This is a genomic window from Paraburkholderia caledonica (assembly GCF_000383275.1).
GTDB classification, from domain to species: Bacteria; Pseudomonadota; Gammaproteobacteria; order Burkholderiales; family Burkholderiaceae; genus Paraburkholderia; species Paraburkholderia caledonica.
Genome location: NZ_KB911051.1, coordinates 1 through 19,920, shown reverse-complemented (window position 1 = coordinate 19,920; position 19,920 = coordinate 1). Strand labels below are relative to the sequence as shown.

Below are 19,920 nucleotides of genomic sequence, written 5' to 3'. Positions count from 1 at the left end.
AGGTAATTCCTTTCAGTCAGGAACGGCACAAGCCATTGGACAATTCGGTTCGGTAGGCGCATCGGCGTTGCTGTGCCGCCTTATAGCTGTTCTCTTTGACGACCCCGAAGCCACGAATCGCCAAAGGAAGCGTTATCAGGTCAAGCGCGGCTTTGTGATTTGTCAGAGAAAGGTGCGCGAGTGCAAGCTCGACGTCGTCTTCGAACTCTCGAATCAACGCTCGCTCCAACCTCCGGTCGCTCTGCCGCGAGAACGGGTCGAGGACGCTTCCGCGAAGCAACTTCCCGTGCTTCAAAACCCGAAGCATGGGCTTGAGCCACCATCCGCCGAGCGCAACCTTGTTGCGACGTCCGGTCCGCGAATCAACGCGCGAAATGACGGGCGGTGCCATGTGGTAAGTAAACTTGCCTTCACCTTCGAATGTCTCGGCAAGCCGTTTGCTAAAGCTGCCGTCGCTATGGAGACGGGCGACCTCGTATTCGTCCTTGTACGCCAAAACCTTGAAATAGCTGCGAGCCGCGGACGCTGTAAGGTCGCCAACTGCGCCGCGCACACGGCGCTCCACAGCACTGACGTGGTCTACGAGCATTTTGTAGCGTTGTGCGTAAGCCGCATTCTGATAAGAGGTCAAGTCGTCCATTCTCGACCGGACAAACTGGTCAAGGTCAAACTGTTCTTCGACACAAACCGGCGTTTCCGTGAGTCGGTCAATGGCGCAGCCATCATGTGCAATGAGTCGTCCCCACAGGAAGGCGCGCTTGTTCATCGACACCGCTGCTCCGTTCAGTTCGATTGCACGCATGATTGCGGCCTCCGACAGCGGAATCATTCCTCGCTGGAAGGCGAACCCGACCATCATCATGTTGCACGCAATCGAGTCGCCGAAGATTGTTTCCGCCGCTGCGTTGCAGTTCCAGAAAATGGACGTGGCATCTCCAACCGCGGCCACGATGGACTTTCGGTGAGCAGACTCGCTCAGCGCCAGGTCCCCGTTTTTCACGAAATCCGACGTCGGTGTGATGTGCGTATTGATGACGGTTTGAGTCGAATTGAAAACCAGTCGTGAGAGAGCGTCTTTGCTCGAAGCAACGACCGCATCGCAACCAATGAGCACATTCGCGCTTTGTCTTTCGATTCGAGACGTTGAGATTTCGCCCCGGCTGCTCGCAATCTGCACGTGACTAAGCACTGCGCCGTTCTTTTGCGCCAATCCCGTGAAATCGAGCGTCGACGCACCTCGGCCCTCGAGATGCGCAGCCATCGAGAGGATTGCGCCGATGGTGACCACACCAGTACCTCCGATGCCGGTCACGACAATACGCGCGTGTTGTCTAATCTCGGGCGGAACAGGCAACGGATTGCCAAGTTGCTGACGAAGCTCATTCTCTACCGCTTCTGTCCTCGCCTGGTCTGGCTTGCGTGGTTCAAGGCCCTCGACAGTTACGAAGCTGGGACAAAACCCCTTCACACATGACGTGTCCTTGTTGCACGTGGACTGATTGACCGCACGCTTTCTGCCCACTTCCGTATCAAGCGGCTCGATTGCAATGCAGTTCGATTGAACCGAACAGTCGCCGCAACCTTCACATACGGCGGGGTTGATGACAACTCTCGCCGGAGCCGTCCGCATCGTGCCGCGCTTGCGGCGGCGACGTTTCTCCGCGGCGCATGTTTGCTCGTAGACAATTACGGACACACCCTTCTTTTTGCGGAGGTCCCTTTGCAGTGAGTCAAGCTCGTCACGGTGAACAACGGCAGCATTACCCGGTGCAGTAGCTGCATACTTTGACGTGTCGTCGGTCACGATAGTGACGCTAGCAACGCCCTCGGCCTGAACCTGCTCGACCACCCGACGTACCGTTAGCCCACCTTCCGTAGGCTGCCCCCCAGTCATCGCGACCGCGTCGTTGAAGAGAATTTTGTAGGTGACGTTCGCCTTCGCAGCGACGGCCTGTCGGATTGCGAGACTACCCGAATGCTGATAGGTCCCGTCACCGAGGTTGATGAACATATGCGGCATTTCGGTGAAGGTCGACAGTCCGACCCACTGGATACCTTCGCCGCCCATCTGGCAAAAAGTTGCCGTGGAACCCGCATCGCCAAGCGCCATAATATGACAACCGATCCCAGCAGCCGCGTAGGAGCCGTCCGGAAGCTTGGTGGACGTATTGTGCGGACAGCCTGCACAGAAGAACGGCTTGCGGGTGAGCACGCTGTCCTCGCCGTCGGTGAGAATCGGAAAAGACTTTCTGCCAGAACTCGCAATCGGGGCCGGTGTCGGAACGTCAACTGCCACGTTGGTGTACGCGAGGAATTTGCGGAGTGAGTCGGCGACCTGTCCAGGTGACAGTTCAAGCGTTGCCGGCACGAGGCTACTGTTGTCCCCGAGTTCCTTACCGAAGACATCAGGCCGCTCGCTCGCCTTTACATTGAAGAGCGATTCCTTAATCTGACGTTCGACAAAAGAGCGCTTTTCCTCAACGACCATCAGTGCTGACATGCCGCGCGCAAAGTTATGGACGCCCGCCGTCTCCAACGGCCACGTCATACCCACTTTGTAGAGACCGATACCGAGACGCTCCATTTCCGCAGCATCCAAACCGAGCTTGGCCAATGCTGAGAGCACATCGCCGTGGGCTTTTCCTACCGTCACGATTCCGACCCGCGCGTCACGGGGACGCACCAATGTGTTGTCAAACGGATTTGCGCGCGCGAACGCCAGAGCAGCAGGCAGTCGCTCCTCGATAATTCGGCGCTCGAGTTCAGTCCGCTCTGAGGGCCACGGAAGTTTAGGGTCGTAGTTGAAGCCACGACCTGCGGGTACTTCTACATCGGAGGGTGTGAGAAAACCAGCGTTCGCTCGATCGCTTCGACCTACAACCATGGACCGGCCGCTTTCGACGGTCTCTGTGATTGCCTTGTACGCTACCCAGAGTCCAGAGAATCGCGACATCGCGTATCCAGCCAAGCCGAATTTCACGTATTCTTCGACGGACGCAGGAAAGATGATTGGCATCATCGCTCCTTCGAAGACGTGGTCGGTTTGATGCGGAAACATCGAAGACTGCGCAGCGTGGTCGTCTCCTGCTACTGCCAACACGCCACCGCGAGCGGACGTTCCGAGGATGTTTGCATTTCGGAAGACGTCGCCAGTTCTATCCACGCCCGGGCCCTTTCCGTACCACATGGCGAAGACACCATCCACGCGTTTGCCAGGGAAGGCGTCGATTTGCTGCGCACCCCAGACCATCGTCGCGCCAAGGTCTTCGTTGAGGCCTGGCTCGAAGCGGATGTCTGCGTCCTTGAGAAGCTTCTTCCGTCTCCACAGCTCCTGGTCGAAGCCGCCAAGCGGCGACCCCCGATAGCCAGAGACAAGACCAGCCGACTTAATGCCCAGACGCCGGTCGCTCCTCGCTTGCTCGAATAGAATCCGAACGAGGGCTTGAGTTCCGGTAAGAAAGACGGTCCCCTCCTCGCGAAGATAGCGGTCCTCCAAACGATAATCATGGTCGATAGCGCGTTCAACTTCCGGCGTTCGCATGTCCACTTTTGCGTCTCCAATATCTTCTCAGTACCGCTTGATTCTAGGTATTTGATGGCGACGAAGTGTGCTAACCTGACTTCATAATTGCGCAAGCCTTAGCAATCTTTCCCACGTTACCCATGCGTTCACAGGAAGTTGGTCAATGAAGCTGGACCGGGTCGATGTTCGCATTCTTCAGGCATTGCAAGACGATGCCCACGCGAAAGCAGCGGAGTTGGCCGAGTCGCTCGGTCTGTCTCTGTCCCCGTACTATCGGCGCATTCGTTTGCTTGAGGACAGCGGCATCATCAATAGGCATGTGACGCTGTTAGACCAGGATAAGGCGGGATTCCCCGTCAGCGCATACGTGTCGGTCGCCGTCGACAAGAAGAGCGCCCCGTTACTCAAAAGCTTTGAGCAGGAGATAGCGAATTTTGAGGAGGTGATGGAGTGCTACCTCATGACTGGCGCGTTCGACTACATGTTGCGAGTCGTTGCTCCCGACATCGCCGGCCTTGAGCGATTCGTCATGGAGAAGCTGACCAAAATTGCTGGAGTGCGTGACATCAACACGTCAATCGCGCTGCGTCGAGTTCACTACAAGACGACGCTTCCCGTCCGCGTTCGGGATGAATAGAACAGTCGACCAGACCTCGACTCGCGAGCCTGTCAACCGGCGCAAGCGTCATCCTGATGTAGCGTTCGCGATGCCGTCCAGATGTCAGGCAACACTCGGACGCGTGCATATCGCGGCTCTAGGCCTTAAATCCGTGGTGAACCACCGCTGGGAGCGTCAGTGCAAGCGTTTCAGCCCCGCCATCGGCGTCGCGTGCCACCATCGCCTTACCATCCGCAATCGATACGTGCGCGGCAAAGGTCGCCCGCGGCAGATGTGCGAGCGCGGCTACCCAATTTGCTAAGATTCGCCAGAGCGCTCACTGAATCCGTCGCACGCCTTGTCTCTGCCACCATCCGGTCGTTCTGATAATCGGCAATTATCCGAGATGGGAGGCGCAGAGCAGCGTGTGCATCGAAGCGGAAGCCAACCGGAGATCCAAGCCCGAAACGGCGGCGCACCTCCGAGTCGGTGATGCGAAAACGGCGAGGTCAGCGTCCAAGCTCGATGTCTAGCTCGGTTGAAGCAGCGTTATCTAATGCCGCTCATCGTGAACGGTTGTTGGTGTTCAGGAAACATATGGCCTTGAAGTTCATCACTGACAATAAGAATGGCCCATACGGTCGCATGCCTAGCGACAATAGGCACAGTTGACAAAGCGAAACAGTCCATGACCTTCAAAACAAACTGGCTGGAATGGTCTTTCGAGCGTTTCAGTCGCCAATTTCGTATCTATGTGGTCGAGCCGAAGGCTTACGCTCCGCAAACGCATGGTGATGTCTTCGATGCCGTGCTGCGAGATTTTTTCGATACGGCCTCGGATCTGCCCGTAATGGGTCAGGCATCATCCGCGATTCGTGAGCCAGTCGAGGCCGATCTGATTGTCTTCCCCGAGGCATTTATGGCGGCAGAGGATCTCATCATTGCGATGACTGCATTTGTAGATCGGCGATTTCAGTGCTGCGTGCATGTCGGCCTGCGTCCCGATTCGCAAAGGTCCAACCACTTGTTTTCGCGCCAGGAAATCAAAGACCTGTTAGCAGGTCTCAAGCGCATAAATTCAGTACAGGCGGCCGATCTTGCACGCTTCGAACACTGGTTCTGCGACCAAAGGCACGGAAGCAGGTTCAATCTCGCATGCATGTTTCTGGTCGAGTCCAGTGGCAGCTTGCGCGTTTGCCTGCACCCCAAGGCGGTTCGCGCTGCCGTTGAATACAGTGCGCTTGCCGAGGCTCATATGACCGAAGCGAATCTGCTCAGTCTGGTAACGCTCGTTCCACCGAACAGCAGATACATGTCGATCACCATCCAGCCGCTGATTTGTTCCGATGCCCTATCTCTGCCAACAGATTCACTGCTTCCCAATCCGCTAAAGGCATTCTTCGACACAAGCGCCACTGCTTTTCCGAAGCTTCCTGCAGATCACGTCGACATCGTTTCACTGTCGCTATGTACACCGGTCGGAGAGGCTCAAGGCGGTGAGAAGCGACGGAGGTGGCGGGGCGAATTTGAGTCTGCCTTCGTTGACGCAGGCAAGCGCGACGAATGCTTCAGGCATCACTACGCAAGCTTCGTAATGGCAAACTTCGACGAGATCGACAAAAAAAAGGGTGGTCTGTCTGGTGCATGCGTGCCGGTGCCATTTCGCTCAGGCTCCTACCCCGATGGGGTGTCTGTCTGGTCGCACGGAAAGCACGAACAGGGGCGCCTCGACGGATGGAGACGGGTGGCCGGGACCGGAGTGGACGCGAAGTTAGCTGACATGGCCGCGATCAGCGAAGCCAGCCGCATGCACCTAGTCTGTCTCGATGGATCGGCGGAACCCGCAACGCATATCGCAAAGGCCCTAGGCTTCACATTATCGCGCCTTGTGCGAGACAATCCGGTCGGCGGATTGTTTCCCGGTCTTACCAAGCTGGATGTGCGACCTGTTCGCGGCCAGACGGTGGCAGCGGCTGAACAAGCCTAGTTGAGGAAAATCAAAAATGGTCGCTGAGACACCGCCGGTATCGATTATGAATTTTGAAAGCAACTGGTTGCCATGGATTACCCTCAGACATCTGCTGCCCGCATCGAGTGTTCGTTCGCTCTGCGCGACGATGATCCACGCGATGAGTGGCGGTCAACTGTCGTTGGAAGACCTTGTCGAAGAACATCCCGGGGGCGGGTCTGTCTTCCTGGAAACGTGGTTGATCCGCCCGAAGATCTGTTCTGCGCAACTAGCTAGTTATCTGCAAAGGTACGTGCAGCGAATTGTATGGCAGAACGATGGTGAGATTTTTCCGGAAAGCGAATCATTGGAACAGGAAACGGCACTGCCGCCTGCGACTCTGCGGTTTGCGTTCAATCTGGGACTTTACGACCTGAGCAACGTGGTCAATGGGCTTCCGGAGGACCAGTATATCCAGTCTGAATTGAGGTCATTGTTCAATGCAATTTCAGTTTGCTCCTCTCGTTCGGACATCTCGACTGTCTCAGAGATTGGCAATCTGCTCAAGGATATAGATTCAATTCTTTCCGACGTGAGCCCGCCGCTACGGGTCGCGTCGTTCAAACATCTGGGTGACCTTTTCTGCGATCGTGATGCTTGGGGGGTGGCGAAAAAGTTCCATGAGCACGCAAAGGCCGAACTCGAGCATCTTAAAGACCCCGAAAAGCGGTCTGACGTTGCGCTGGCGATGATCGCCTCAATCAATCAATCACTAGCGGCCTCTACGACTGTTACTGACGGCTACGCGGCAGGCGAAGGGATGCTTGCAGACCTGCTGACCGACCCTTCCGGTGAGCCAGCGATGGTGGTAGCCAACGCCGCGCTCGACGAATATGTCACGCGCACTCGCTCAAGCGATAATATTTTCCAGGATGATACGCGCAGCGCGCTGTTGATCGCTCCATTGCTCGCTGGCTCGCATTCTACGGAAAATGCGTTTGTGTCCTGGCATGCCAAAGATTTCGATGCAGCGCAGACTTGGTTTCGGTCGGTCCTCCGACGACAGGTTGCGCTTGGCGCACTCGCGGAGAGCCGGACAACCAAGGGACTTTTTGCGTCATGTCTCGTTGACCACCTCATATCTGCAAAAGTACAGGATCTGTCGACGTTGAAGCTCGCTGTAGGCTTATTCATAGAAAGCGAAAGCGCAGACCGAGCGAAAGAAGTACAGTGGTCCGCCGACCTCTTCGACGGATTCATCGACGAATCCTTATGCGAATTCGTTATCGACCACACAGAGGCGCACGAAGGTGTCCTTAGGCACCGTAGAGCCGTTGCGGTGTCTTTCTTTTCTCAATGGGCGCGCAATCTCCGTGCGGGGCGTGGGCCCCTCGCTGCCGTCATGCTTCGTTACCTGATCCGGATCGGTTCAGAACTGACCTCCAAGTTTCGCAACGACGGTGCTGACTTCAAAGCATGTTTCGAAGCAGTCCTTGACATTTGTGAGCGTCGTCCGGAATTCCGATCAGGCATTCGCGAAGATCTGGCCGATGTCCTTGCACGACGTATCGGTGATGCCGGCTATTGGACAGGCGATGAAGTAGCGTTGCGTCTTGCGACCCAGTGCGCGCCTGTCTTCACGAAAGAAGGGCTTGAAGGGGTTGTGCGCTCTGTTGTCGCTCTTCTAAAGAAAACGGCTCCGTCCGACGGAAACTGGATTATTGTGAAGCCGGCGATTCGTTTTCTTGCGGAGGAGTGCGTCGGAGAACTTGCCGAGCAGAACCGGGAATTCGGCAGCGAAATCGTGCGCGAGGTGCTTAGATTTAATAGTGACGAAAGCGCCGGAACATATGCCGCGGACATCCTGTTCGCACTAAATCGTTACCCGCCCTTTCTCCTGCATTCAGAAGACATCGGGAAACAGTTCAAGCCGGTGGTCGATCTGGCGCTTGAGAAGGCTTCCGCGATTAACGCAAGCAGCGCGGTCAATAACATGATGGCATTGCTAGTTGTACCCAGGGCGGGGGGGCGAGAGGCTATTACCAGGGTGTTACAGGTTTTGAGCAGAGTTCTTGACTCCGCGATATCGCGAAAGCCTGTGTTGAGCTTTGCCCCAGCGTATTTTCCAGTCAGGTATCTGGTAGCGTATCGCTCCGATATCTGCAAGGAGTCTACCCTGCGGCTCGAAGAACTAGATCGGCTACTCTTCGAGCTATGCGGAAAGTTGAAAGAAATTTGGGCTGTTGCGATTGAACAACCGTCTATATTTGCACCGCTCGCATTTTTGCGCAGCCAGCCGGCGGACCGGGCTACCGTTCATAACTGGGTAATTGCATCTCTCGAACTGGCTGAGGCAGTAGGTGAGACCGGTGAAATTGCGACGGTGCTCAAGGCGGCCAGAAATAACGTTGAACTCAGCGGCGGGATCTCTCTAGGATTTGCTACAAGGCATGCAGGCGGGGCGGCAAAAGAAGAGGACTTGACATCGATGGTCGGTGAATCGCGCGCAGCGTTTTACGCAGCTTTGGGGAGGCGACTGTCCGCCTTGCACACTGATGTTGACCGTGACTTCACCACTAGTCTTTTCAAGAATACGTTGCGCCACGGACCAAAAGAAGTCGATGCTGCAGTGTTTGCGTCAATTTCACCGCAAGAAGTCGATGACCTGTCGACTTTGCAACAGGATCTAAGTGATTATGAGGCACGTCTGGGCGGCGAAAGGGAACTGTCGCTAACATTGGCACCGCTACTTATTCGCTGGAAAGGGGCTGCGAGAGCATAAACGACCAGATTGTCGGTGCGAGAAGACCGTATCGTAAATATATCTCTGGGCGGGGGTGGGTCAAGGCGGCTGCAACCGGTCCGCCGGTTTGCTTCGGTAACCTCAAGCGAAACCTTGGTGTAATTAGGCCACAACCGTGCGCTGTAGTCGTTCGATCCGCATGTATAAGAATTGACCCTTACCTCAAACGCCGACGGGGGTTTTGCGCCGTCACCGGCCGCCCAGAAAAATGTCTGACGGAGTGGATAGCGCTGACGACATAAGAGCTTTCCGCTCGCGAGGGTCCGAGTGGTACAAGGGGAATACCTGTGTCAGGCGCTACGAGTCTGGCAGCTAACCGAATCGAGGACCATCCATTAGCGAAGCGGCCAGCAACATACGCGACGGTGACAATCATTCGCCCCTCAGATAACCATAGTCACACCGGCGCTGGCATCAGTGCTTGACGGGCGGCGCTAGGGGTCTCGACGCCCCTTCCATGATTACATCGTCTAACAGTGTGCGCACGACGTCAGCATTCGGACCAACGAGATTCTTGTCCGTCTCAGGTCTTGAGTCGCCTCGCATCTCCGTCTGTGCAGCCGCCGCGAATTCGGGGCTGGCGTACAGGGTTATTTGCAAACCCTTCAGATTGTCCCGGTTACGGCCAGGCAATCCCGCGATAGTCGCGACTACGTCGTACATGCGCGTCTCGTGCGCGCGCACTGATTGTCCGAAGGCGCGGGCCTGTTGCGCAGATACCGTCGACCAAACCATGCAACGGTTGACGAGTCGGAAGCATATTCAATCAGAGACGGGGGAACAACCGGTGCGAATCGCCGCGTTTGTGCTTTAGCTACAGTGAAAAAGCTGTTCTAATAGGTAGACCGGCTGTGCCGGCAGCACTGCCGAATCTGAGCAGAGCTACAATCAAAATCTGAGACGGGGGCGGTATGAGTTCAGAAGTGGACAGCGTGATCCTGCATGCGCGCAATGCGCCAGTAGCTCCCGTTAAAAGGATAGCGCGAAGCAACGTGCTGGATACAATCGATCGGGCGCTGGATTCAAACAGCATCGTTTTCCTAGAGGGTGATCCAGTCTCGGGGAAATCGGAGCTGGCAGCGCAATATATGTCCCGCCATGAGGGCCGGGCAATTGGCGTCTTCCTAACAGCCGGTAGCCCGATGTTCTACTCGCAGTCGTTTTTCCGACTCGCTCTCTGCGAGCAGATCCATTACCTGGTGCATCGCAACGAACCGACCATTGAGCCGCCGGTCAGCGAGGAACTGTTTCATAGATATATCCTTCGCCTGCAATCGATGGGACGCCGAAGTCCAATCACTTTCGTTGTCGACGGCCTTGAGGACGCAGAGAAAGCCGACCGGGCGAATACAATCGACATATTCTCTCAGCTTCCTTCGGTTCAGTCGGAGTTCAAATTTTTAATCACCGGTAGCGATAGATTATTTCGCGAGCTCAACCTCCAGAAGCGCGGCGCCGTAAAAATTCCCCCGTTCTCGCTAAGTGAACCTGAGACTGAAGCCTATCTCGCGGATCTCCAACTTCCTGCGGAAGACGCTCGAGCCCTTCACGTGTATGCCGGTGGGAACATCGGGTCACTGCACATGGTGCGTACGCTACTCCAGGACGGCACACGGATTGACGACCTGTTGTCGGACAAAAGGGGGACCCTCGGAAGGCTGCTTGAGCATGAATGGAACTCTCTCCAGCTTGATGAACCAAGCGAGTTGCTCCTTGCAACGGTCGTGTTCTCGCATGCCCCGCTAACCAGCGCTGCTCTTAGCGAACTCACGGGCATCGATAACGACGGGGTTGTGGGTCGTCTCAAACGCTTTCGATTCATTGGTGCCACTAGCGGCCTCTGGTCCGTACGATCAGAAGCGCAGAGGCGCTTCATTGGGGACAAGCTGGCCGATCTACAGAAGGCTGTGGAAGAAAAACTCATTGATAGGCTCTTGAGCATGAAGGAGGAACGGGATGGCGTAGTCACTCTGCCATCTCAACTTGTTGCGGCTGGCAAGCACGCTGAGGCGCTCAAGGTTCTTTCTTGTGACCATTTCGCGAGGCTCCTCACGCACGAAAGTTCACTCAGGTCGTTGAAACGCCATGCGGAGTTTGGGGTCATCTCAGCGCGACAAGGAGACGACACATATTCGGAGCTTAGATTTTCATTAATTCAGTCCGCGATCAATGGGACTACGCTCGCGGCGAGCTCTACCTACGAAATAGAGGCACTTCTGTCTTTGGGAAAGGAAGATGCCGCCGCAGCATTGGCGTTAACCGCTGCTACATCGGAAGAACGTTTGCGACAACTGGCGGCGGCTGCCGGTTGCTTCGCGAAAAAAGGCAAGACGGTCCCTGAACAGGTCATTGCAACGATGCGAGACCTGCTCGCGGAACTCGAAGGCGAGTTGTCAGAACCGGTTTTGATCAGCATAGCTGCCGAGATCTTACAGGTTGATCTTGACCTTGCCCTACAAATACTCGAGAAATCAGACGAGCCGCGGTCAAGAAGGCGGGATGCGACTACAGTTCCGCAACCCGAAACGAGCGACACGCTCGGCGCGCGCAACCAGGAGCCGAACAGTTCGACGGTTCGAGTTGAAGCCACGGCGAAGATACGACCCGTATTGGACGCGGCCGAGTTCTTGGTCAAAAATATGAACGCAGACCACGTCTTGGACCGCGCGTCGCACCTCGAAGAAAGTCACAAGCTCTTCCTGCTCCAACGGTGGTTGGAAGTACATCGCCGGGATGCAAGAGCCCATGAAGTGGCGTTAGCAGGCCTTGATATAGTTCTCCGCGATACCTCCACTGCACCGAAGCTTAAAGATCTTCGAGAAATCGCCATCGTTGCGCCTCATATTACTGATCAACAAATTTCGGATCGTGTTATATCGAGACTCGAAGCGCAGAGCGGTGTACTGACCGCGCACGGTACATCCGAGGACGCAGTGCGCCTGCGCATGCTGTTGCTGCGGGGCCGACAACGCTGGAATCCAGAGGCGGTCGACTCAGATCTAATTGACTTATTTGCACAGGTACATACGGTTTCCGATGTCGGCATCAGAACCGCTTGCTACGCTTGGATGCTTTATCACATCGGATTGCTGCGCGATAAGGACCTGTTGGAAGAAAGGACTGGCGTTATTGCCGAAACGACAAAACATTTGCTTGACGCGACCGACCTATTACTCGCTCAAACTGCAGAACATTATGTCGCTTCCGTTGACGCGATACGAGCCATCTGCATGGCCGCGCCTGACAGGGCCCTTGGATTGGTTTCACGCTTTAACACCCGCGCTCGACGAGACAAGGGGTTCGTCCAGGTCGTTCGGTGTCTGGCGATTAACAAAACGTATAATGATCACGCTGCAATTGTCGTCTCCGGCATTGAACAAATCGTCGATGCCGAGGAGCGCGAAAAACTAATCCTCTATCTGTTGTACCGAATCTCGAAAGATCAGAGTGTGGATAACAACGCTCCAGTTGAGCCGCGGCTACTGGTTCTTTGGAAGCAAATTCCGCACGGCGCGCGCAGGGTGCAAAGCATGGTCCTGACGTACAAAATCATCAATACGTCAGCGTCGCTGCGAAAGCCTACCACGCTTCTTGAAGAAGCACTGGACCTATGGAGAGACGTTCCAGATTCTTCTCTGAGAGTCGATGTTGGTTACTGGGTCGTCAGCGAACTAGCGACAGTAGACCAAAGGAGCGCCGAGCGGTGGCTCGACATGGTGAGAGATGAGGCGAAGGTTTCGAGCGCTCCATCTTTCTTGGCAAGTTCTCAATTGTTCTTAGTGACTGGCCTCGCCGGTCGAGTGTTTGCCAAATATGTGGCTGAATGTCCTCAAGACTTCGACGCTGCTTTGTCCAGGCTATCAAATATCGTAGCAATGATCCCCGCAGCGGAGGAACAAGCGCAGGTTTGGGCCGAGATTGGGGTCCAGCTGTTTTTTCGACCCCAGCGAGACCTTAGCCAAAAGATTGTTGAACGAAAGATCGAGCCATTGCTCGGTGCCTATCTTGATAACAATCAATCTCTTCAGCAGTCGATTTTATTTCACGTTGCACCGCTGCTGTACCTCATATCTGCTGATGCTGCGAATGCTCGTATCGACAGATACGTCGAAATCGAAAAGAGGGATCAACTGAGAGATTTGATTGCAGTAACCATCCTGAGAAAGATGTTGCCGTCGAACTTTTACCAAGAGCGAAATCGCACGCAGTTCGACCTGTCATATTCAGAAGCAATCGCTGTATTAGCGCAAATCAAGTTGATGTCCGAGGATTCATGTATCTACAACAACGTTTCGAGATTATGTAACAGCCTTGGTGCCAAGAAGAACCGTAGTTCGATTCGGCGTAACCAAGTTGCTGACATTTTGGTGGATTTGAAGAAAGTTGTCGAAGAGAAGCTGCCAGATGTGAATAACATCCGACACGAAGGATTTTTGATCGCTTGTCTCGCTGAAATCCTGCGATGTCAGATACACGAGACCAGGCAAAGGGATAATAATCAATGGCTTAATCTACTCAATCGTGCGAAGGCGATTACGAATGGGGCAGATCGGGTAATTGTAGTTACCATTGTTGCATCGTGTGCCGGTGGATTAGGACCGTTTGCCGATGGGCTCTGGTTTGACGGCGTAAAGCACGATATCCAAAATATCCCGTCTGACCGCGATCGCATTGAGCGCTATCAATGGGTGGCAGAAATCATTGAACCGTTCGATAAAGGAAAGTGTCGCATTTTGCTGAAAGAGGCGATGCTAGCATCGAATCACTTCACAGACGATGGATTGATGGATAAGCGACAAAAAATGCTGGATCTTGCTCACAATATTGATCCAGCACTCGTCGACGAAATGATCGCAATTTTGGATGACGACGAAGCCAGTGACGGCCCTAAGTCCGCGTTAAAGGAGCACCACAAGCTGCTGGATGCGCGTAAAGAGGCCGCGACGGATGTCACTCGTCTTAGCCTGCAAGACCACACCCTTTTAGACCTCACGGAGATTGCCGTTCGGAACGTTGGTGCCATGAATGCCGGAAGGCAGATCGCTCAACAACCCAAAGTTTTTATGGACTTGGCCAGCAAGAGTAAGCATTTCCCGTTTCCCTTGAGCTACCCAGTGTGGTTGTGGATAGTCGAGAGTGCGTTAAAAAAATCAACCCAGCAAATCGCGCAAAAATCCCTTCCCCAGCTATTTGAAAGCCTATGCAGTGCGGCTGATGTGGCCGTGAGCCTGCTAGTTCGAAGTGGAGGAGGCCTCAGGACTACTCTCTTGGAGGTCGGTGACTCGATCGTTGGGCCTGGATCGCGAGGGCAATTGTTTGTTCGGCTCAGGGAGTGGGTGGCGGCACAGTCTGAGAATCAAATTTATATCAGTGATCCTTACTTTGGGCCAGATGACTTGGAAGTGATTAAAACGATCGCCGAAGTATCGCCAGCAACACGAATCGTGGTCTTATCCAGCAAGGAGGAAGTTCAGCGTCTTACCAAAGGTCGTACTGCCGAGGAGGTGTTCCGAGACGCTTGGGACGAGTTATGTGACGGATGTCCGCCGCAGACTGACATGTTTATCATTGGCTACGGTACCGAAGGAAAACATCCAATACACGATCGCTGGATTGTGACCGATCACGGCGGTTTGCGACTTGGTACATCAGCCAACTCAATCGGCGGCATGCGTATTTCCGAGATTTCGGAAATGGACTGTCAACAAGCGCAAGAGAAGGTAGCCGCAATCAGGCACCTGCTTGCACGGGAGACCAGACATTGGGAGGGACATAAGCTGCATCGATCGAGCTTCAGCCTTTGAGCTCCATTGCCGGTTGGGTTGACTGCCGCTGTTATGAATCCGCGGGGCGGGGCGGTACGTCTCGTAGATTGCGCTAGTCAAGGTAGTGTGGCTGATGGGGGATGTTAGAAGTATTGTGAACACTGCCAGCATCGATGTGAAATCCTACATGGTATCCGGCGCTGCGTCGCCCTCGGTGCCCATGGCCGGGAGCAACTGACGGAGGCGGTCATTCCTGCCAACCGGATGCGAAGAGGCGAGCGCGTCCGTGCGCGGCTTCCGGGGTGCACAATTGCGCGCATCGGCCGAAATCCGGCGACCGGCGCGGAGATCCAGATTCCCGCGCCCAAGACTGTCAGATTCACGGCCGGCAAGGCGTTCAAGGATGCCGTGAACGGGTCATGGAGATGGGCATCATTCCGGCCGAGCAGGACGCCGGCCTCAATAGCTACGAACTTCAACAGCGATCGTGTCGCTCATGTGCCGGCTTGTTCCCTCCGACCAGTTCAGGCAGTCGCCGCGACAAGCCGTCCACATCGCCCGCGACGGGACCGGCCCGCGCGCCGCGTTCCAAATCCGACGGGCCGCTTTGTCGAGACGCGTGAGCGCCGACTCGCATGCGCAGGACGGGCACTCACGTAAAGTGCATTGCAAAAGTAGTTGACGAAGAATGGCGGCGCTGTGGCCTTCGTAAAAAAACCCGCCGTGATAAGTCTACGTCGTACAACGGCAGGAACATATTTTCGCGCGCGACACTAGTTTTAGCGTCCGCTCCCTTCAAGCGGTTCCGTCTCAAGGCGGTGAAGCGGAAGAATGTCAAAGCCCTTGAAACCGCGTCTTCGTGTACCCCTCTCCCCGCTGCTAACGAAGCCCGAGCGATGCAGCGCAATGACCATCGACTTGTTTATGTCGGGCTTTACTGCGATGTCCGATTGGGTTCGCAGCCAGCGGTCGAGAATCTCCGAGCTCGAAACAAGTGACTCTTTGCCGCGCGGTGGCACGCACCCGTGTCGAGGACTCATCTCGCAAAGGCGCGCTGTTCGAGGGCAAAGCGGTAGGCCCGCTCACCGACCAACCTATGACATCAGAAGCGATGCGTTCGCAGTGCAGTTTGCCAAAGCGCGCAGCTGCCTTGCGGATCGCAGTCATTGCGTCGGCCTAAGCGAACCGAAAACACTCCTTCGCCTCATGGTGCGGCCTCATTAGTCGCTGAATGGCAGCCTCAACGGCTGCGTGGTCGGCCACCATGCGCGGTAGGAGACGCGTTTGTCCTTTGGAATTCCGATCAACGATATTACCCGGGATCGTGTGGGTGCAGACGATTCTCACCAGCCGCGGTAACGAGGCGGCTTGTGCAACATAGACCCAGCCCCCAACGACGTTTCGGATTGCTGCGCTCATGTCTCACCTTCGTTAGAAAGACGACGCAACGATTGTCGCGGGTGCTACGCACTCCCGGTGGAGTCGGTAACCAAGGGCCACGACGCAATTGGAGGGCATTTCATGAAGCGCGACGTAAGCTTGCGAACGCCACAACCCGTCGATCTTTCAGAGCAAGCCGCCTGTGTGTCACAGACGACGTCAAGGATGTTGCTCTGACTGTCCGCCGCCCAAGCTAGCTGACTGATGATAAGATCGCGAAATCTGAGATATTTGCAAAAAGTGAGAAAAGCGATAAAATTGCGGTAACTATCTGGGAATCGCCATGACGATGATCAATTTTGACGACCGGCCGGCAAACTGCGAAGCGCACACGAACTTGCTGGTCCCGTTTACTCCGCAGGGGACATGGGCCCAAATCCTCGTCGATGGGTTGGTCGCCCAAGACTTCTGGCCTTGGGCGAGGACACAACTGAGGCAAATCGATAGCCTCTCGGCGCTGCGCGCACAGATAGCCATTCTGAATGCCGAAATTGCGGCGCTGCAGCAAAAGGAAGTCGCCGCCGAGGCGTTGTGTGGTTCTTGCGCGACCGTTGCATCCAATTTCCATGCTGAATTGGAACTCCGATCTGCTCGCCTGCGCGTGCACGCCCTCAACGTGGCACTGCGCCACTTGGAGGTCCTTGGACGTGAGCAAGTGCGAGAGACGCTCGGGTGCGACGAATCCGACGAGGGTGGCGTCTCGAGCCCTTCTTGGGAAATGTGGCAGAGCTTCATCATTGGGGCGCCGATCGAGATGGTGGCTCTGCCCTCAGACCAAGCGCTCGCCCAAGAGATGGTCGACGCTGGTTTGCTGCGCAGAGCAAACGCGGCGTTTGCCGCTTCGGTCATTCGCTACCTAACGACCAGTATTGCGATGAAAATGGAGCGCGTTCTCTTTTTCCAGAAGATCGCGCGGCCGTTCGTTCATGACTACCTCGAAACGCTTTCCATGGCGGCCGCCAGCGTTCGCACGTTGGCGGCCCGGTGGATGCTGGATGGACCTTGTGAGACGGGCAGTGCCGCTGCCATTGCCAGGCGTTTGAACCCGCTTGGCGCGCCTCCCCACTTCGCCTAAGGAGTTCATATGGCACAGGCAATCAACGAAACCAACCGGATCGCTGACATCAAAATTCGAGCGGTGCTCAGCGAAGGGCAAGTTCTCAATACCACCCACATCGCTCGAGATGTCGCCGAACTGTTCACGGCGGATATCGAAGGCTCCCTCCGTGAGCGGAGCTCCCTTGATCTTCGTGGGGAGATGCTTCATTCGCTCATTCGCGATACATTGGAGCGCCGTTTAGCGACGATGTTGATTCCCGATGTGGGAGGGGCCGCCGAGGTGGTGTCCGATGCGTTGCCTGTTGCCAACTTGAAGCCTTCGGAAGTTGTCGAGCAAAAGTTGGTGGCGCTGTCGATCGCGAGTCTCTATCGATCAGTGGAGGCCGGACGGTTTTACTGCGTTCGGCCGCGAGGCCAGACCAACGGGCGTGTGTTTCCTGCCTGGCAGTTTGTAGAGGCCGTGCCGGAATTGCTGCCCAAAATACTCGACCAGTTTCGAGGGGCGTTGGAAACAGAAGTTCACGCCTTCCTTGTGACCGCGCGCGACGAACTCAATGAGCTCGCGCCCGCGGAACTGTTGGCCGGGAAGCTGTTCGAGGGAAGGGGGGCGCCGCACGCGAGTCAGCGTCGGATGTTGAACCTGCCCGCCGTCGAGCGGCAGCGTCGAGTCATGGACGCAATTCCACGGCCCGGAGAGAGCGTAGCCTATTGAAACAGCCATGAAATGGGAAAACAACAAGTCGTAGGACCGCCGCCGGACATCGCACAGTCAATCCCTGCGGTGGAGCAACTCGTCGCTGCGCTGGAGCGCAGTACTCGTACCGTTGGCCCGGTGCTGCATCGGGCCGCCTATTCGCCAGCGGGGATATTGCCTGATCGTGTGTGGAACCCGTACCGGTTTGGGCCGCCGAAGGCCTTAATCGAGGTGACTGGTGCCGCGCCTTTTGGCTGGTTGTATCTGGCATCCGAGCCTGAGACGACGGTCTGGGAAGCACGCTTCGCATGCAACGACGCACGGCGGCCTGGCACATTCTACCTGAACGGTGAGGCCGAACGCGGCGGCTTGATCGCGACGTTGACGTTCCCGCGGGCGCTTAGGGTGTGGGATTTGGGTGCGCCGGCGTCGAGCTTGCTGGGGATCTACGACCAGTTGTCATCGCCCGATCACGAGTGGTGTCAATGGTTTGGCGTGCGGCTGCACCAGGCGATGCAGAAGGTCGGTTCTGCGCAGCGGCCGGATGGGGCGTTGTACCCATCACGCCGTTACCGCGGGCAGGGCGCGATCATCATGTCGTTCGAAGCGTTGGCACCGCTCCGCGCCGGCATTACCCACACTGCGACACCCTTTGTCCAGCATGCAACGTATGCAGCACTGCTGGCCGATCCGCTGCGGTGCGGACCTCCCGAGCCCACCGGCGGCAGGCCGGCCGTCGGCAGCTAACGGCTCATACCAATGGCACGGCGCATCGCGGCGGTGACTTCCTGTCGCGTTCGCCGTTCCAAACTACGTCCGCCCGATTGGCAGTGACGTTGCTGCCGGAGCCGGTATGCGACTGACGCGGGGATGGTGAGCATCGGAACAACAAGCGCGCATCTGGCAGTAATCGGCCTAGGCCATCGTCCAAATTCACTACTGCACACGGGGCAGTCGAGCTACGGCAAGTCTTCGACGGTGGTCGTCGACTTCACATGTTTCTTCCATCTGCATTGAGATGTCAATCGCAGCTATCTTGGAGCGGTTGGCACTGACTGCACGCTGCCATTCCATTACCCGCAACGTCCTGCGCGGACGTCAAAGCGTACGCACGATTGTGCGAAAGTGCGGCACCTGCTAGCGCGCCCATTGTAGTTGCGTAGCTACTGAACACTGCTGTTCGCTTTATCGGCCTTTTGCAGACGTGCCGTCCGTTGGTCGCTTTTCATCGCTGGAGTTAGGGTCGGTCCGTGCTCGTAGCGTAAGAACGCCGCATCCTCTCGTAACCTCGGGGAGATTCGCCTCTCCGCCCACTCCAACCACGCCCGGGTCCTGGCATCCATGAAGTGCCTGGAAGGCAGGAGTGCATATATTCCAATATCGGGCGACCGCCACGCCGGTAACACCCGGCGGAGCCGGCCATCGCGGATCGCGTCTATGACCGAGAAAAGCGGAAGCAGCGTTATTCCGGCACTCCTCACAGCAACATCGAGCAGCAGTTCCGGCGTGTCCGCCACCAGCGGTCCTTGCGGAGAATATTCCTGCACCGGGCCGTGCCCGTCTGTCAGTCGCCATTCCGGAGTGATGGAAGGATTGATCAGACGCAGGCATGAGTGCTCGCTTAATGCGGCGGGTGTCGTGGGTTCGCCGAAGCGTTGCAGGTATTCTGGCGACGCGCACACCACCGCGAATGTCGTACCCAGCCGACGCGCCACCAATCCCGAGTCAGTCAGCGACTCGGCCAGATAAAAACCCACGTCTACACCGCGGGCGAGCAGATCGGGAAAGTACTGCGAAGTACTGTAGTTGACGATCACTTCGGGATAACTCGCACAGAAATCGGCGAGCTCAGGCGCGACATAGTGGTGGCCGAAACTGGCCATGCATTGCACGCGCAGCCGGCCAGACGGACTGGATGCCGTCCCGGAGGCCTTCGCTTCGGCTTCGTCCATAAGCGCAACGATCTCGCGACATCGCTCGGCGTATTCGGCGCCTGCATCGGTGAGTATCCGATGGCGGGTCGAGCGCTGAAGCAGCTTGACGTCAAGCCGCTTCTCCAGGTCCGACACGAGCCGCGAAACCTGCGCCGT

9 protein-coding genes and 2 pseudogenes are annotated in these 19,920 nt (G+C 56.2%); 8 read left to right on the top strand and 3 right to left on the bottom strand.

The window, feature by feature from the left end:
* Window positions 1-16 precede the first annotated feature (16 nt).
* Entirely contained in the window at window positions 17-3,541 is a 3,525-nt protein-coding gene (locus H281_RS0131500) for an indolepyruvate ferredoxin oxidoreductase family protein (RefSeq protein WP_020071114.1), read from the bottom strand.
* Window positions 3,542-3,686: 145 nt separating this feature from the next.
* Here H281_RS0131500 and H281_RS0131495 point away from each other — a divergent pair, with 145 nt between their 5' ends.
* Window positions 3,687-4,160, top strand: coding sequence for an Lrp/AsnC family transcriptional regulator (locus tag H281_RS0131495; RefSeq protein WP_020071113.1), 474 nt, complete (start codon window positions 3,687-3,689; stop codon window positions 4,158-4,160).
* Window positions 4,161-4,225: 65 nt separating this feature from the next.
* Here the strand turns inward: H281_RS0131495 and H281_RS37695 are convergent.
* Window positions 4,226-4,431, bottom strand: a pseudogene (locus H281_RS37695) (electron transfer flavoprotein subunit beta/FixA family protein); the annotation flags it as partial.
* A 378-nt stretch (window positions 4,432-4,809) separates the two neighbouring features.
* On the opposite strand from H281_RS37695, the gene H281_RS0131490 reads away from it, so the two are divergent.
* From H281_RS0131490 to H281_RS0131460, 7 genes and pseudogenes are all read left to right on the top strand, one after another.
* On the top strand, window positions 4,810-6,108 hold the full coding sequence (locus tag H281_RS0131490) for a hypothetical protein (RefSeq protein WP_164701966.1): 1,299 nt from the start codon (window positions 4,810-4,812) through the stop codon (window positions 6,106-6,108).
* A 16-nt stretch (window positions 6,109-6,124) separates the two neighbouring features.
* Window positions 6,125-8,851 carry a hypothetical protein gene (locus tag H281_RS0131485; protein WP_020071111.1) on the top strand — a complete coding sequence of 909 codons (2,727 nt, stop codon included), beginning with the start codon at window positions 6,125-6,127 and terminating at the stop codon, window positions 8,849-8,851.
* A gap of 932 nt (window positions 8,852-9,783) precedes the next feature.
* Window positions 9,784-14,676 carry a hypothetical protein gene (locus tag H281_RS0131475; RefSeq protein WP_020071109.1) on the top strand — a complete coding sequence of 1,631 codons (4,893 nt, stop codon included), beginning with the start codon at window positions 9,784-9,786 and terminating at the stop codon, window positions 14,674-14,676.
* A 261-nt stretch (window positions 14,677-14,937) separates the two neighbouring features.
* Window positions 14,938-15,057 (top strand): annotated as a pseudogene (locus H281_RS36225) (HU family DNA-binding protein); the annotation flags it as partial.
* Window positions 15,058-16,360: 1,303 nt separating this feature from the next.
* Complete coding sequence (locus H281_RS35060; protein WP_020071108.1) at window positions 16,361-17,152, top strand: hypothetical protein; 792 nt, start codon at window positions 16,361-16,363, stop codon at window positions 17,150-17,152.
* A gap of 9 nt (window positions 17,153-17,161) precedes the next feature.
* Complete coding sequence (locus H281_RS0131465) at window positions 17,162-17,848, top strand: hypothetical protein (RefSeq protein ID WP_020071107.1); 687 nt, start codon at window positions 17,162-17,164, stop codon at window positions 17,846-17,848.
* 12 nt (window positions 17,849-17,860) lie between these two features.
* A complete protein-coding gene (locus H281_RS0131460; protein WP_020071106.1) occupies window positions 17,861-18,577 on the top strand; it encodes an RES domain-containing protein in 717 nt (238 codons plus the stop codon).
* A gap of 416 nt (window positions 18,578-18,993) precedes the next feature.
* Here the strand turns inward: H281_RS0131460 and H281_RS35055 are convergent.
* The coding region (locus H281_RS35055; RefSeq protein ID WP_020071105.1) for a LysR family transcriptional regulator at window positions 18,994-19,920 on the bottom strand (927 nt) is incomplete at its 5' end.